This window comes from Telluria sp. PB2R4 (assembly GCF_059685695.1).
Window position 1 is genome coordinate 185730 of sequence record NZ_JCASIC010000005.1, and the last position, 16441, is coordinate 202170.

Below are 16441 nucleotides of genomic sequence, written 5' to 3' on the forward strand. Positions count from 1 at the left end.
GATCAAGCGCGGGGGTAAGCGCGGGGGTAAGATTGAGCCATCATGGCGCTCAACCTGAACAAGCTGACCGCTCTAGCGGTGTCCAAAACAGGCAAGCCGGGCTACTACGGTGATGGCGGCGGCTTGTGGTTGCAGGTTGCCAAGTCCGGGTCCAAGAGTTGGATTTTCCGCTTTAAAGTGGCCGGCAAGCAGCGGGAGATGGGTCTTGGAGGCGTGCAGACGGTAGACCTGGCCAAGGCACGTGTACTGGCCAGGGAATGCCGGACGCTGCTTCTAGATGGCAAGGATCCGATCGAGGTCCGCAAGACCGTACGGCTCGCGGATGCGTTGCAGCGGGCCCGGGCGATGAGCTTCGATCAATGTGCCGCGGCCTATATCGATGCCCACAGCAGCAGTTGGAAGAACGCCAAGCACGCCGATCAATGGCGGAACACCCTCGCGACCTATGCTTCACCCATCATCGGCGCGCTACCAGTGGCGGACGTTGATACAGATCTGATCGTCAAGGTGCTTAATCCCATCTGGGGAACCAGGACGGAAACCGCGACGCGCGTGCGCGGACGGATTGAGAGCATTCTCGATTGGGCGACCGTCAGCAAATTCCGACAGGGCGATAACCCGGCCCGCTGGCGTGGCCACCTGGAGAACCTGCTTGCCAATCCCAACAAGATTGCACCTGTCAGGAACCATCCGGCATTGCCGTGGCGTGAGGTGCCTGCATTCATGGCGCTGCTGGCGCAAAGCAAGGGAGTTGCCGCGCGTGCCGCAGAATTTGCGATCCTGACCGCAGCGCGTTCAGGGGAGGTGCGTGGCGCTTCATGGGACGAGATGGACTTAGCTTCAAAACTGTGGACTATTCCCGCAGCGCGCATGAAAGCAGGGAAGGAGCATAGGGTTCCTCTGTCTACCGCGGCCGTGTCCCTCCTAGCCACAATACAGCCCCGAGAAGGCTTGATCTTCCCCGGTCGATCTGACAGTTTGGCGCTGTCAGACATGAGCCTGACAGCGGTGCTGCGCCGCATGGGCCGCAGTGATATCACGATCCATGGATTCCGGTCCTCTTTTCGCGACTGGTGCGCGGAGGCGGTTGGGAATTCGTTTCCCCGCGAAGTCTGCGAGCACGCGCTGGCGCACAGCTTGCCAGACAGGGTGGAGGCAGCCTACCGGCGCGGTGACCTGTTGGAAAAGCGTATTATGCTTATGGAGGCTTGGGCAGGTTACTGCCGCCCCTAGCTCCATTTCACGGTTCCGCGGACTTGACCAAGTCTTCTACTTGCGTTCCAGCTACAAGATCATGCGCTGCGCTGTTCGGAGCATTCTATATCGGCCCAAGTTGCATAAACGCGCAAAGTAGCTGGCACGTCGGGGATACTTTGACTTCTTAAAACGCGCGCCACGGAGTTTTCGCGATGCGGGGAGTAAAAGGAAGCCCATAAAACTCACGTATCCCTCGTTTTTACACAGCCTGAGCCCGAAGCGGACTTGGGCATTGGCGATGGCATAGCAAAGACTGTCGGGAGAATGATTAAAATTTACGGTGAAATGGCTGAGGGCAGCAGCTCTAAGTCTTGGTGAATTGTCAAGAATGGCAATTTTGCTGTCACCGATAGCGATGAAAAAGTTTGCGTTATTCGTAATGCAGATGGCGTCGGAAATGACGCGCATGGGCGCAGGCTACGATCACCTTCACGTATGTACTTCTGCGACAGCTAAGATTCAAGATAGTCCCCACCAAAATTTAGTGGGGGCTACTTTGCGACCGGCGCCGTTCAGTGTCTAGGCGGTGCTGATTTGACGCTTATTTCGCTCAAGCCACCTATAGAGAACAAGACAAGGCGATCAATCTTCTTAGTTCTAGCGGCTCGATCGCTTTTAGCGGCATCCTGTCAAGCTAAACTCCTGAATTGTCGAGTGTGAACGCGTGGACACGCAGTTAGTGTTTCTCTTCTCCATCGTTACTGCCACTCGGCTTCTTGAACGGTAAAGGTTTTCGGCGTGGTGTAACGTTTGGCAGTGAAAGGAAAAGAGATACAGCCGCGCCGGGTCGGTTCCGGCACTTCGTGCCACTCCGCTACTGTTAGGCCTGATATTCTGCTATGCTGAGCTTAAGAGCCCTCGTGGCCCAGAGCGATAGGATGCCTTCCTAAGTGAACCCTATGCCTCATGCGACTACTTGCCGTCGCCAACTGGGCTGTGTCGCCATGACGAATTTTCGCCTGCGCTGTCCAGATGAGCTGAAACGGCGTGCAAGTGAAGGCAGTAAGTCGCCGAACTAAAAATCTTAAATATTGAGAAAAAAATGAGCATTGCTCCTCGAGGTATGAGTATTCAAGAGGCATATCGTCTGTATCGCGAAGATAAGCTAGTAGTTAACAGAAAATATCAGCGAAAACTGGTGTGGACTCTCGAAGAAAAGCAAAAGCTCGTGGATAGCATATTGAATGACTATCCAATTCCGTTGGTTTTACTCGCAGAGGTGCAATCGTCTCACGGGGTGTTTTACGAAATCATTGACGGAATGCAGCGTTTAAACGCCATCGTTGCTTTTATTGAAAACGAGTTTAGCGTTGAAGATAAATTCTTTGACGTTGATCAATTTGCGCGTGCAAGGCAAACAGCAGAGGCCGGGAAATTCAGCCGAATCGACTCCGACAGTTACCTGAACGCGGAATTATGTGCTAATTATTTAGATTATCAGTTGGCTGTAACTACATTCCCTACAGTTAGCGAGGCACAAGTTACTGAAGTTTTTGGGCGTATTAACTCGGGTGGGCAGCAGCTGAGTTGGCAAGATAGACGTCAAGCAGGGAAAATTAACGAATTCTCGTCGCTGATTAGGCGGCTCGCGTCCGAAATTCGCGGCGATGCGTCTAGGGAGCTTCTTCCCCTTAGTGAGATGCCGGATATTAGTATTGACACGGCACGCCGTGGCCTCGGATATACGTTGAAAGCTGAAGAGATTTTTTGGTGCAAACAAGGGATACTCTGGACTAAGCAATTGCGGGAAAGCGAAGATGAGGAGATCCTTGCTGATATTTGTGCGTCGTTACTGCAGGGTAGCCCTATAGCGAGAAGTAGGGAATTTCTTGACGCCATCTATGACGAGAGCTCACCCGAGCATTTGGATATCGAGCTTAAACTTACAGCGTATGGTTCCGAAAGATTGTACGAAGAGGTTAAAGTTACGTTATCAGTTCTCAGGGAAACCGTGGAAACGTACAGTAACGCAGTGAATGCCCTACGTACAGCCATTAATCCTGGGTCAAGCAATCCAATAAAGGCTTCCTTTTTTGCTCTGTTTATGGCCTTCCATGACCTGATCATTGTAGAAGAAAAGACCCCTTGCGAGGCTGACAAGATATTGCAGTCTATAGGCGGTCTGCAGAAGGCCATGATCAGCACTGCCAAGTATTCCAAGACGGAAGACCGGTTAAAAAATATTGATAAGACCAAAGGGCTAATACAGCGGTATTTTGTTAAAAAGGATCCTCCGATGCTGAGGCATGGCGCCGGTTTGGCACTTGACTTCGAAAACGCCATGCGTCGTTCAAAAATAGAGACAGGGCGCTACGAGTGTAAGCAGGGTTTAGTTAATTTAAGTATGGATCGAAAAGCAGACAAAGAGTTCGAATTCGCTTTACTTCAAACAATTTGTGCAATTGCGAATGTTGGTCCGGATAGCAATGGGTTTCTCTTCCTGGGTGTTGCTGATAAGGAGTCAGATGCCAAACGGGTTAAAATGCTCGATGGAGTTGACGCGATAAAAGTCGGAAATCGATTCGTTGTAGGCATAGATCGTGAGTTGTCGATCCTTTCAATTTCATTAGAAACCTATGTGAAGCGTTTGAGTGCAATGATTGCTCAATCGGACCTTTCAGAAGTCCTTAGGCACCAAGTCTCGTCGCAAATCGACACTGTAACGTACAAGGGGCTATCTGTTATACGACTACGAATTCCGCCTCAAAAGGAAGTTTCATTTTTGGGGGAGAAAGCCTATATTCGAGACGATTCTTCAACTGTTGAGGCTAGCGGAAAGAAATTGCTGGCCGTTAGCGCATTATTCTAGTACTGCTAGCTTTTTTGCATAAGAAGCTAATTTCCGCTGCGGGTCTGATTCAGACCATATGTGATCTGAAGCGGCTGCCTCTGCGGTCTTGTTTTTCTATGGCGAGCGCGCGCACATGGCGTAAAAGGTGCTCTTGGCTGTAGTGATTGAGCCGTGAGGATGAGACACGCCTTGATTCCATTAAGCGCACTTGCCAATGCCCCTCGTATAGTGGCTTGTCGACAGCGAGCGTATGTGAAATGCACCATTACCGCTTGTTCGTGCCCGAGAGAGTGACCGGGCCCTCAGCGCACCCAGCGTGACACCCGCGCTCGTTCCGGTGTCCTGGTGGCCCTGACACAGCCCTCTGCCCATTGCAAAATTTCGCTTTTGATCCAAGCTGATGACCGGCCGTGCAGCTTGATGGGCGCAGGAAAATCTCCCTTCTTAATTGCCTCGTAGACACTGCTCCGGGACTTTCCACAAATTGCTAGTACTTCCTTCAGCCGGATCAAGCGTAGCTCGACATGCTCGTTCGAATTTCCCAACGGTGATTTGTCTTTGTTCATGATTACTCCCACTGAATGTTCAAAATCGATTGCACCTGCCCCCCGCAGATGCTACTCCCTGGCGCTGTACTGAGAGGAGCGATAAGAGGGAACCGCCTCGCCCGCTTTCGATATTTCGAATTCAACTAGAGTATCGTCGCCGCGGCTTCGGCTTAGAAGCACAACTCGTCCGTTATTTCGAATGGATCAAACGACAAGCTGCCAGGGAGAATGCAGGGAGAAAAGTTTATTCGTTAGGTCAGAAAGGGATAAGACCGCAATAGCAATTTCGCAGTACACTGGGACGAACAAACCACACGTGTGTAGGTTCGGACGCAATTGAATCTCCGTTTGGCGAGAAAGTGCAGCAGACTTTAGCCGCTAAATTCTCACTTGCAGGAAGGCCAAATGTACAACCTCATCCTCCTGACAAACATACTGCGGATCCTCGACGACATCGGGATGACGAAGAGCGAGCTGGCTAAGAAAGCAGGTATGTCAGTATCCTTCCTCTCTGATCTAACCCACGACCAGGCCAATCCTTCGCTGCGCATCATGGAAGCGATCGCGCAAGCCCTCGACACGCCGTTGCCAGCGCTGCTTGAGACAACCGACCTCGACAGGCAAACGCTGGAGGAGCTCGCCGGTGGCAAGGCGAAGCTGAGTCTGCCGGAAGGGTACGCCCGCGTCGCCGCAATCCTCACTGAGTATCAAGCATTCACGGTCAAACAATGGGATCAGGAGAATCGCAAACGTCTTGATGCTGCCAAGGCGAGACGGAAGACCGCCCTAGGTAAGAAGGCATCGATTGCCTAAGCGCTTCCGGTTTTCAAAGCGAAGTAATTTAACCAATGCACAGCAATTAGTTTCCGTACGTCATTAACGCTTGGAAATCCGCTTGAGGTCGCTTAAAGAAACACTCCAATCTGTAGCAGTCAGCCCATCGTTTGTTCCAAATCGTTTCGATATATCCTCGGCCACGTAATATCGCTCGGCATCTACCAGAGCGAGTAATGATGACCGAGCTTAATGACACCGTTGCAACCCTAAGGACACGGGCCAAGGAAAGGCTCATGCGCGACATGGGCGCGGACCTGCTGTCCGCTCTCGCTGACCCTCGCACTGTCGAAATCATGCTCAACGCCGACGGTTGCCTGTGGCTAGAGCGGCTAGGGGAGGGGATGCGCCGGATCGGGAACATGCGCTCGGCGAACGCCGAAGCCGTCATCAAGACCGTCGCCGCGGCGCTAAACCAAGTCATCAACAAGGCACACCCGCTGATCGAAGGCGAGCTGCCGCTCGACGGATCGCGCTTCGCTGGCCAGCTTCCACCGATCGTGTCAGCGCCTACCTTCGCGATTCGCAAACGTGCCATCGCTGTCTTCACGCTCGACCAATATGTCGACGCTGGGATCATGACGGCCGACCACTGCGAAGCCCTTAAAGGCGCTGTTCGTGAGCACCGCAACATCCTGGTTACTGGAGGCACCGGCTCCGGCAAGACCACGCTCGTCAACGCGATCATCAACGAGATGGTTCGCGCCAATCCCGATGAGCGGGTGTGCATCATTGAGGACACCGGCGAGATCCAGTGCAGCGCTTCGAACTGCATTCAATACCACACGGCGCTCGACGTGCCGATGACGATCCTTCTCAAGGTCATCCTGCGTATGCGCCCAGACCGGATCCTGGTCGGTGAGGTGCGTGGGGCGGAGGCGCTTGATCTTCTCGACGCCTGGAACACAGGGCACGAAGGCGGCGCCGCCACGCTTCATGCCAACAGTGCTCTCGCCGGTCTTACACGCCTGAAGTCGCTTATTTCCCGCAATGAAGCAGCACCGTCCGATATCGAACCCCTGATCGGCGAGGCCGTCCACCTCGTCGTGCATATCACCCGTACTCCGGATGGCCGCCGCGTGCAAGAGATCTACAAGATCTCCGGATACGCGGACGGCCGATATCTCTCAACCATCCTCTAGGAGAGTCAAATGGAACCGAACCGTCTTAACCCGCAAAGCCCGGAAGCCCGCGCAGTCCTACCTTATCTGCCTCTGGCGGCATTGCTCATCTACCTGTTGCTGCTACCCGGGCTCGCTTTCGCGTCAGAGGGAACGGGCGGCTCTCTTCCCTATGAGTCGTGGCTTACGAATCTCCGCAACAGCGTTACCGGACCGGTGGCATTTGCCCTGGCGCTGGTTGGTATTGTCGTGTCTGGAGGCACCCTAATCCTGGGCGGTGACCTGAACGGCTTTTTCCGCACGCTGTTCTTTGTTGTCCTGGTGATGGCCCTGCTGGTCGGCGCACAGAACATGATGAGCAGCTTCTTCGGCCGTGGCGCCGAGATCGCAGCCCTTAGCGATGCCGCACTCACCTACGGGAATGTGATGGCAGCCGCAACAACTCACAGCGTGGGCTAGCCGTGGCCTTGCGCACGATTCCAATACGGCGCGCCGGCAATCGACAGAACCTGTTCATGGGAGGCGATCGTGAGCTGGTGATGATGGCCGGCCTGCTGGCCTTCGCGCTGATCTTCCAGGCGCAGGAACTTCGGGCGACGGTATTCGGCCTGCTGCTGTGGTTCGGTGCGCTGTTTGCATGCCGGCGCATGGCCAAGGCCGACCCACGGCTGCGCTTCGTCTACATGCGGCATCGCCGGTACGCGCCGTACTATCCGGCGCGCAGCACGCCCTTTCGGATAAACACCAGAGGCCAGGGGAGGCAATACAAATGAACGGTTTGTTCGCAATTGCGTTGGCTATTGCCGGCGTCGCGATGCTGCTGCTGCTGTACCAGCGAATCCGCGCCGCGAATGACGCGTTGCACTTGAAACGGCAGCGCGCAACCGGCGCTGGCTTCGCTGACCTGCTCAATTACGCTGCCATGGTCGACGATGGTGTGGTCGTCTGCAAGAACGGGGCCTTCATGGCCGCCTGGCTGTACCAAGGCGACGACAACGCAACCAATACCGACGAGCAGCGCAACATGACGTCGGTGCGACTCAACCAAGCGCTATCAAGCCTGGGCAATGGCTGGATGATGCACGTCGACGCGGTGCGCCGGCCGGCGCCCGAGTATCCGGACCCAAAGCTGTCACACTTCCCTGATCCGGTATCAGCTGCCATTGACGAGGAAAGGCGGCGCCTGTTCCAGGGAATCGGCACGATGTATGAGGGTTACTTTATCCTGAGCCTCACCTATTTCCCGCCTTTGCTCGCCGAGCGCAAGTTCGTCGAGCTGATGTTCGACGACGAGCTTGTTGCGCCCAACCATCACGCGCGCTCCCAAGGCCTGATCGACCACTTCAAGCGCGAGTGCATCAACATCGAGTCGCGCCTGTCTGCCGCGCTCCGGCTGACGCGCCTGCGTGGCCAGAAGATCGTGCAGGAGGATGGTTCGAAGGTCACGCACGATGACCTGCTTCGCTGGCTTCAGTTCTGTGCGACCGGCCGCAACCACCCGGTAATCCTTCCCAGTAATCCGATGTACCTGGATTGCCTGATCGGCGGGCAGGAGCTGTGGAGCGGCGTGGTGCCCCGCGTTGGCCGCAAGTTCATTCAGGTGGTGGCGATTGACGGCTTCCCACTCGAGTCCTCTCCTGGGATCCTGACTGCCCTTGCCGAGCAGTCGTGCGAGTACCGCTGGTCGGCTCGCTTCATCTTCCTGGAGTCGCACGAGGCGGTAGCGCACCTCGAGAAGTATCGCAAGAAATGGAGACAGAAGGTCCGCGGCTTCTTCGACCAGGTCTTTAACACCAACAGCGGCACGATCGACCAGGATGCGCTCTCCATGGTTGCTGACGCCGAGGCGGCGATCGCTGAAGTCAACTCAGGCCTTGTGGCGCAGGGTTACTACACAAGTGTCGTCGTGCTGCTCGCTGAGGACCGCGATGCGCTTGAGCGGTCCGCGCGCATGATCGAGAAGGCGATCAACCGGCTCGGTTTCGGCGCCCGCATCGAAACCATCAATACGCTCGACGCATTCCTCGGCAGCCTTCCTGGGCACGGCGTCGAAAACGTGCGCCGGCCGCTGATCAATACCCTCAACCTGGCCGATCTGCTTCCCACCAGCACAATCTGGACTGGCCTGGCTTATGCGCCGTGCCCAATGTATCCGCCGCACGCGCCCGCGCTGATGCAGTGCGTGACGCAGGGTTCAACGCCGTTCCGGCTCAACCTGCATGTGCGCGACCTTGGTCACACCTTGATGATCGGGCCGACGCGCTCCGGCAAATCCACCCACCTGGCGCTGATCGCGCAGCAGTTGCTGCGCTATGCCGGAATGTCGATCTACGCTTTTGACAAGGGTATGTCGCTGTATCCGACCACAAAGGCTGTGCGCGGCCAACATTTCGAGGTCGCAGCTGACGACCGCCTCAGCTTCTGCCCGCTGCGGTTCCTCGACACGAGAGGCGACCGCGCCTGGGCAATGAACTGGATCGACACCATTCTCGCGCTCAACTGCGTCCACACCACGCCGGCGCAGCGCAACGAGATCGGCAACGCCATCATGAACATGCACGACAGCGAGGCGCGCACGCTGTCCGAACTCTCGCTGACGATCCAGGACGAGGCCATCCGCGAGGCGCTGAAACAGTACACGGTCGACGGCATGATGGGCCACCTGCTCGATGCCGAGGAGGACGGTCTCGAGCTGTCGCGCTTCACGACCTTTGAAATCGAAGAACTGATGAACCTTGGCGAGAAGTACGCGCTGCCGGTGCTGCTGTACCTGTTCCGCCGGGTCGAGCGTAGCCTGCACGGCCAGCCCGCTGCGATCCTGATCGATGAAGCATGGCTGATGCTTGGCCACCCCGTCTTCAGGGACAAGATCCGGGAATGGCTCAAGGCCTTCGCCAAGAAGAACTGCCTGGTGCTGCTGTCGACGCAGAGCCTGACCGATGCCGCCGGCAGCGGCATCCTCGACGTGATCGTGGAATCCACCGCCACCAAGATCTTCCTTCCCAACCTGAACGCACGAGACGAGGACAGCGCCGCGCTATACCACCGCATGGGCCTGAACGACCGCCAGATTGACATCCTGGCCGGCGCAATCCCCAAGCGACAGTACTACTGCGTCACCGAGTCGGGCCGGCGCCTATACGACACCGCCCTCGGTCCACTGGCGCTGGCCTTCGTCGGGGCGATCGACAAGGAATCGATCGCTTCAATCAAGCGGCTGGAAGCCAGGCATGGCGATGACTGGGTCCACATGTGGCTCGCCACGAGGGGTCTACGTCTGGCTGATTATCTGCCCGCAGCGGACGCAATGAGCCCGGCCGCGACCGAGGTGCGCGACATTATCGAGGTGACGAAATGAACATCAACATCGCTGCCATGCTACAGGGCCTGATCCGGCAAAAGCCAGCGGCAGGGCCACGCAATGCGGACTGTTTGCTCGATGGCGGGCGCCGTCGGGGGGAAAGTGAGAGCCCTTACCTGGCTGCGCGCCGCACCTGGAATGACCACGTCGGCGCCGTGGTTGCCAGTCGCCAGATGGCCATACTGGGCGGTGTACTCTGCCTGCTGATCGCGCTGGCGGCGGTCGGTGGCATGACTTATATCGGAAGCCAATCCCGCTTCGTCCCGATGGTGGTCCAGGTCGACAAGCTAGGACAGCACGCGGCCGCCATGACCGCCGATCGCGCCCAGCCTGCCGACCCGCGTGTGGTGCGATCGAGCGTGGCAGCCTGGATCGCCGATGCGCGCATGGTCACGCCCGACGTCGCACTGCAGCGCAAGGCCGTGTTGGAGGTGTACGCCATGCTGGCGCCCAATGATGCGGCCACGGCGAAGATGAACGAGTGGCTGAACGGCACCGAGACCAGTTCGCCGTTCAGGCGCGCCGCCAACGAGACTGTGAGCATCGAGGTCGAGACGGTGCTTCAGCAGACCGGCGAAACCTGGCAGGTTGACTGGATCGAGACCACGCGCGACCGTCAGGGCGCACTCAAGGCGGCGCCACAGCGCTGGCGCGCGCTGGTGTCGGTGTACACAGTCGAGGCCACATCCGAAACCACGGAAGAGCAGATGCGCGATAACCCACTTGGCATCCACGTGCGCGACTTCACCTGGTCAAAACAATTTTGAGAGGACATGCGATGAAAACGCAATTCATAGCGGCTCTATGCGCTCTGCCTCTTGCCGCCCTGGCTGACGAAACAGGTTCGGCAAACCCGAAGAAGAGGGTGGCCAATGCATATTTCTCGAAGGAGAACGCGAAGCTGACGAGCAAGGAGAAAGCCGTGCTTGACGTGGCGCAGCAGTCGCAAACGAATGGCGCCGGGATCAAGCCGGTGGTCCGTCCCGACGGCATGGTGCGTTTTATCTACGGTGCCCAGCCGATTACTGTCGTGTGCGCGGTCCTGCAGGTATGCGACATCGAGCTGCAGGCTGGCGAGCAGGTCAATAACCTGAACGTCGGCGACTCCCGCTTCATGGTGGAACCGGCGATCAGCGGCAGCGGCCCGTCGGAAGTCCTGCACCTAGTGATCAAGCCGCTCGACGTCGGATTGAATACATCGCTGATCGTCACCACCAACCGGCGCACCTACCACATCCGGCTGCGCTCGCATCGCACCGACTTTATGCCGCGTGTAGGTTTCAGCTACCCAGGAGACGTGATGGCCAAATGGGACGCGACCCGGGTGAGTGAGGCGAAGCTGAAGGAAGAGCGGACAATCCCGGGCACGCTCGAAGACATGCGCGACCTGCAATTCGACTACGAGGTCAAGGGCTCGGCCGCGTGGAAACCGGTCCGCGTCTACAACGACGGCGTCAAGACCGTGATCCAGATGCCGGCCAAGATGAACCAAACGGAAGCGCCGGCCCTGCTAGTGGTGCGAAAGGAAGGTGGCTGGCTTACTGGCGACGACGAGACCGTCATCGTTAACTATCGCGTGCACGGAGATCGCTACATCGTGGACAGCGTCTTCCAGAAGGCGATCCTGATTGCCGGCGCCGGCAAAACACAGGAGCGCATTACGATTACGAAGGATAGATGACATGCGCAAGCTCACTCTCGCGATATTGCTGGCGTCCCTGGCCGGCTGCGCGGCCGGCCCCGCACCCGCCAGCTATGGCAACTTCGCCGCAGCTAAGCCAGCCATTGACAAGAAAGTGGCGGATGACGCGGTCAAGCAGTTGGCAATCCTGTACCCACCTGCCGTCACCCGCTTCGACCTGCAGCATACAGTCGCCGATCCCTTTGGGACCTCGCTCGTCGCCACGTTACGCTCGCAGGGCTACGCATTGCTGGAACAGAAGCCTGCGTCCAAGTCCAGCGCGGACCCCAAGAGCAATGGTCGCACGCTGTCCTATGTGTTCGACCAGCCGGCTGGCACCGACCTGTACCGCATTACCTTGACCATCGACACCCAGAGCTTGTCGCGGGTGTACCTGGCCAAAGACGGCGGTTTGGCGCCGGCCGGTCACTGGGTACGAAAGGAGTAGGAGCATGAGCAGCGAGCCGGAGCACGACATGTCGCCTAACGCCTCGCCCGGGCAGTTGTCGAAGGGAGCCGGGGTACGGCGCGTGAACAACGTGCCGCTGTACCTCTTGGGCAGCGCCATGGCCATTTTCCTCGTCATCATGGCCTCGGTCGCTGCCAGCCGCGGCCAGCCGCCAGGCAAGTCACACGCGCCAACACCCCAGAAGGTAGGCAATTCCACCTCGCTCGCCAACGCGATTGTAGGCGACCAGAAGGATGGCATCATCGTGGCGGCAGCTGCGCCCCCCGCAACCCCTGCGCCGCCCGAATCGGCAGGAGGGCAAGTGGAAGTGCCAAGGACTGCTAGTTCGAGGATTCCAGACCTGACGCCTGAACCACCCACCTCAACCCAACATCAGCAGGCCCATGAGCAGCAGATGGCGCACGGTGGAATGCGCAGCCCTGTCGACGATGAGGCCGCACGTATCCGGAATATGAAGTTGCAGCAGCTCGACGAGGCAGTGAGGGCACGTTCAGGTCTGCAGTTTGCCGTTTCACGTGGTCGCACCTCGAGCCCAGCATCGAACGTATTTGCAGACACCGCAGCAGCCAGCCGCGATGAGATCGCGGCCAAGTTGGCAGCTGTGCGCCAGCAGATCGAGGCGGCGACGGCCGACGACCAAGGAGAGGCTTACAAGAGCAAGCTGCAACTGCTGCGCGTAAGCCAGGCCGCCGGGGATGCTGGTGGTGCGGGCGCACCGCAACTAGAACAGCCGGGCGCCGTGCGTAATGACGTGACCAGGTTTGGGGCAGGGCAGGGTGACCGCTGGCGACTCGATGCGCAGCCGGAGGGCCCTCGTACACCCTACGAACTGCGAGCAGGCTTCGTGATGCCAGCGATCCTGATCTCTGGCATCAACTCCGAGCTGCCCGGCCAGATCATGGCGCAGATCAGCCAGGACGTGTACGACACGCCGCGCGGCAAATGGAAACTCATTCCGCAAGGCTCGCGCTTGGTCGGCGCCTACTCCAGCGACGTCGCCTATGGTCAGGCACGCGTGCTGGTCGCATGGCAGCGCATCGTGTTCCCGGACGGGAAGGCGTTGGACATCGGGGCCATGCCGGGCGCCGATAGCGCCGGGTATGCCGGTTTCAACGACCGCGTGAACAACCACTACTGGAAAACCTTTTCGGCGGCCTTCCTGATGTCTGCGGTGACAGCGGGGATTGCGACCAGCCAGCCAGAGAATAGCGGATATGGCCGCCCGAGCTTCGGCAGTGCGATGAGCGAGGCGGTCGGGCAGCAGCTGGGCCAGGTAACGGCGCAACTGGTCGCCAAGAACCTGAACATCGCCCCGACGCTAGAGATCCGCCCTGGTTACCGTTTCAATGTCATCGTCACTAAGGACATGACCTTCAATAAGCCGTATCAACCCTTCGATTACTGACACCACGGAGGAAGTCGATGAACACCCAGCGCAGACCAGTTTCAGCAGCCAAAGTTGTTTCTACCCTGGCGTTCGCTACCGGAATCGGGTGGATCACACCGGCCTCCGCACAGTGGGCGGTGATCGACGCTGCGAACGTGACTCAGACCACGGTCACGGCAAAGGAAAGCGTCGCCCAGACCTTGAAGCAGATCCAGCAGTATCAGACACAGCTGCAGCAATACGAGAACATGCTGCGCAACACAGCTGCGCCGGTTACGAACATATGGGATCAGGCGCAGGCCACGATGAGCGAGCTGCGCAACTCGATCGACACGCTGCGCTATTACAAAAACACTCTAGGCAGCGTCGATACCTACCTGGGCAAGTTCAAGGACATGAACACCTACCAGGCATCGCGCTGCTTCTCCTACAACGGCTGCAGCCAGGCCGAGTGGGACGCAATGCAGGCTTCCCAGCGCCTGGGCTCCGAGGCCCAGAAGAAAGCAAATGACGCCCTGTTCCGAGGGCTTGACCGCCAGCAGGACGCCATGGTTGCGGATGCGCGCCAGCTCGAACGGCTACAGACATCGGCCCAAGGCGCGCAAGGGCAGGTACAGGCGATTGGCTATGCAAACCAGCTGGCTAGCCATCAGGCAAATCAGCTGCTGCAGATTCGTGCACTTCTTATCGCGCAGCAAAATGCGATTGCGACACGCGACCAAGTTTTAGCTGACCGAGAAGCGAAACAAATGGCGGCTCACAAGGCGTCAACAGACAACGGCGCGTTCAACGGAATTTCGCGCACGCTCAAGAAATGGTGAGCGCGATGACGAAAATTTATCTTGTCGGGACGATCGTGATGTCTCTCCTTGCTGGGTGCTCCAAGTCAGGCGCCAGCTCGACAGATTGTTCGAAATTTTCCGCTGCACGGCAACGGACACAATGTCCGGCTCACCAGGATGCGACGAAGGATACGCCGCTAACGGGGGCGCAGCGTACCCCACCGAAGAAATGGTGAAGTTCATGAAGTCGCTCAGTCTACAGGGCGCCGTTCTGGCGCTCTTGTTACTGCTTTATGGGTCACATGCTGCTGCAGCGGTAGACCCGAACGAGGGCGTCCTAGACGTCGTTATCACGGCTTTCAGTTCTCGAGCATTGGCTTGGCAATCCGTTGTCATGAATGCGGCCTCATGGTTATTCTGGACGCTGGGTACGATCAGCTTTGCATGGACAATCGGGATGCTTGCATTGCGCAAAGCCGATGTGCAGGAGTTCTTCGCGGAGTTTGTAAAGTTCAGCCTGTTCTTTGGATTCTTCTATTGGCTGCTCAAGAACGGACCGTCTTTCGCGGACTCGATCATTCGGTCGCTGAGGCAAATTGGCGATGAGGCCGCAGGCACATCAGGGTTGTCGCCATCCAGCATAGTTGACGTTGGTTTTCGTATTTGGACGCAGGCTGTGGACAACCTGTCCATCTGGGACCCGGTTGATAGTTTCATTGGTATCGTGCTGAGCCTTGGGGTTCTGGTGTTACTTGCTCTTACCGGGATCAACATGCTTCTGCTGCTGATTTCAGCGTGGATTCTGATGTATGCGGGGATCTTTTTTCTCGGTTTCGGGGGCTCACGCTGGACCTCGGACATCGCCGTCAACTATTTCAAAGCGGTGTCGGGTGTGGCTATTCAGCTTTTCGGGATGATCCTGGTAATAGGGATCGGTCTCGACATGCTGAACAGCTTCTTCGCGCAGATGGCTAAGGGGACTCTGAACTTCAAAGAGCTTGGCGTGATGCTGACGTTCTGTTTGACCCTGCTGGCTTTGTCTTCGAAGATTCCTTCCATGCTGGCTGGCGTACTCACTGGGTCCGGGATCGGTAGTACTGGCAACATGACGGCTGGGGGCGTACTGGGGGCGGCGTTGGGAGCTGGAGCCATCGCGAGCGCAGCAGTCGCGACAGCTGGGGCTGCAATGGTTGCAGGCGCAGCGAACGTCGCAGGCGGAGCGCAGGCACTGATGACGGCCATTTCAAATTCGAGAGCAGCCGAAGGCGCTGGTGCAAGTTCACTAGGCGCCGCACTCAGCGGACAAGGTGAGAACATTGATGCAGGAAGCGGAAGTCGACTCGCCTCCGCAATGGGCAATAGTACTGGTCAAGCTGCCTCGTCTTATGCCGGGAGTACACTGGCGAGCAACCGCGGTAACGCAGCCGGTGCCGGGCTAAACGGTGCTGTGGGGACGAGTTCTGACGTTCTGTCCAAGACGCAAGCGGGGCAAGGTGACGGAGGTTCCCCGGGCGAGGTCAAACGTGGTTCTACCCTAAAGGCCGCTGGTGCGGCTGCAGCCAAGACTGGCCGCGTTTTGGCCGGAACTGCGGGCAATCTTGCGTTAGGCTCGATTGATGTAGCCAAGTTTAAACTCGGTGAGATGAAGGAAGGTGCGCTGGACCGCATAGGTGACACAGCCGGCGGCAAAATCGCTGCAGCTATCAAGGCCCGTGGGGACACAATAAAGGGCCGCAGTTTTGGCGATGATAGTTTGTCGGGGGAACCTACACCTGCCGATCGAGACTCGGAAGTAGCGGCATTCCGGGAACGTTCGTAGGTGGCAAATCATTCTCACTTCCGATTTTCGTCTGGCCGATATTTCCCAAGCCGTCTGGACCGGCGTGTTTCGGAAACGAGACATGAAACGTCGAACTACTGCAACTCCCACTGTTGCTCAGGATGGAGTCGAGTAAGAGCAGCGATTACTTTGCTAGCGTGTTCAAACCCCTGTTGATTTCTCTATCTTTTAAACTGGGCCCATTTCCTGATTCTTGGACGTTGGCGAAAGCTCGCATTTCAGGCGGCGGGAGATGCAGGTCCTCAATCAACTTCAAGCGCTTCATCTCTAACGCCTGCGACATTGTCAATATTAATTTGACCGCAGAAATAGGCAACTACCTAATGTATTAAATGGCTTCCATCGTCCATCGGAATCGTGTAGCTTAGTA

At 57.4% G+C, this 16441-nt stretch carries 14 protein-coding genes; 13 read left to right on the forward strand and 1 reads right to left on the reverse strand.

Features of this window, described 5'->3' with window-relative positions:
- Positions 1 to 42 precede the first annotated feature (42 nt).
- Positions 43 to 1233, forward strand: coding sequence for a tyrosine-type recombinase/integrase (locus AC56LU_RS10890; RefSeq protein WP_497175612.1), 1191 nt, complete (start codon positions 43 to 45; stop codon positions 1231 to 1233).
- Between the two features lie 1066 nt (positions 1234 to 2299).
- Entirely contained in the window at positions 2300 to 4066 is a 1767-nt protein-coding gene (locus AC56LU_RS10895) for a GmrSD restriction endonuclease domain-containing protein (protein WP_497175613.1), read from the forward strand.
- Between the two features lie 284 nt (positions 4067 to 4350).
- Here AC56LU_RS10895 and AC56LU_RS10900 read toward each other — a convergent pair whose 3' ends face one another.
- The gene (locus tag AC56LU_RS10900; protein ID WP_497175614.1) at positions 4351 to 4614 is read right to left on the reverse strand and encodes a helix-turn-helix transcriptional regulator; all 264 of its coding nucleotides are present in this window, start codon (positions 4612 to 4614) and stop codon (positions 4351 to 4353) included.
- Between the two features lie 387 nt (positions 4615 to 5001).
- Here AC56LU_RS10900 and AC56LU_RS10905 point away from each other — a divergent pair, with 387 nt between their 5' ends.
- From AC56LU_RS10905 to trbL, 11 genes are all read left to right on the forward strand, one after another.
- A complete protein-coding gene (locus AC56LU_RS10905) occupies positions 5002 to 5409 on the forward strand; it encodes a transcriptional regulator (protein ID WP_497175615.1) in 408 nt (135 codons plus the stop codon).
- A 200-nt stretch (positions 5410 to 5609) separates the two neighbouring features.
- A complete protein-coding gene (trbB, locus tag AC56LU_RS10910; protein WP_497175744.1) occupies positions 5610 to 6572 on the forward strand; it encodes a P-type conjugative transfer ATPase TrbB in 963 nt (320 codons plus the stop codon).
- A 9-nt stretch (positions 6573 to 6581) separates the two neighbouring features.
- Positions 6582 to 7010 carry a conjugal transfer system pilin TrbC gene (trbC, locus tag AC56LU_RS10915; RefSeq protein WP_497175616.1) on the forward strand — a complete coding sequence of 143 codons (429 nt, stop codon included), beginning with the start codon at positions 6582 to 6584 and terminating at the stop codon, positions 7008 to 7010.
- Positions 7011 to 7012: 2 nt separating this feature from the next.
- Positions 7013 to 7324, forward strand: coding sequence for a conjugal transfer protein TrbD (locus AC56LU_RS10920; protein WP_497175617.1), 312 nt, complete (start codon positions 7013 to 7015; stop codon positions 7322 to 7324).
- Complete coding sequence (locus AC56LU_RS10925) at positions 7321 to 9909, forward strand: VirB4 family type IV secretion/conjugal transfer ATPase (protein ID WP_497175618.1); 2589 nt, start codon at positions 7321 to 7323, stop codon at positions 9907 to 9909. The genes AC56LU_RS10920 and AC56LU_RS10925 overlap by 4 nt, the downstream gene beginning before the upstream one ends.
- On the forward strand, positions 9906 to 10679 hold the full coding sequence (locus tag AC56LU_RS10930; protein ID WP_497175619.1) for a VirB8/TrbF family protein: 774 nt from the start codon (positions 9906 to 9908) through the stop codon (positions 10677 to 10679). Before AC56LU_RS10925 ends, AC56LU_RS10930 begins: the two co-directional genes overlap by 4 nt.
- Positions 10680 to 10690: 11 nt before the next feature.
- Positions 10691 to 11593: a P-type conjugative transfer protein TrbG gene (gene trbG / locus AC56LU_RS10935; protein ID WP_497175620.1), complete on the forward strand. Its 903-nt coding sequence runs from the start codon at positions 10691 to 10693 to the stop codon at positions 11591 to 11593.
- Between the two features lies 1 nt (position 11594).
- On the forward strand, positions 11595 to 12041 hold the full coding sequence (locus AC56LU_RS10940; protein ID WP_497175621.1) for a conjugal transfer lipoprotein TrbH: 447 nt from the start codon (positions 11595 to 11597) through the stop codon (positions 12039 to 12041).
- Between the two features lie 4 nt (positions 12042 to 12045).
- Positions 12046 to 13467, forward strand: a complete 1422-nt coding sequence (locus AC56LU_RS10945; protein ID WP_497175622.1) for a TrbI/VirB10 family protein — start codon at positions 12046 to 12048, stop codon at positions 13465 to 13467.
- A gap of 17 nt (positions 13468 to 13484) precedes the next feature.
- Positions 13485 to 14270, forward strand: a complete 786-nt coding sequence (trbJ, locus tag AC56LU_RS10950) for a P-type conjugative transfer protein TrbJ (protein ID WP_497175623.1) — start codon at positions 13485 to 13487, stop codon at positions 14268 to 14270.
- 190 nt (positions 14271 to 14460) lie between these two features.
- Positions 14461 to 16050, forward strand: a complete 1590-nt coding sequence (gene trbL / locus AC56LU_RS10955; RefSeq protein WP_497175624.1) for a P-type conjugative transfer protein TrbL — start codon at positions 14461 to 14463, stop codon at positions 16048 to 16050.
- Positions 16051 to 16441 lie beyond the last annotated feature (391 nt).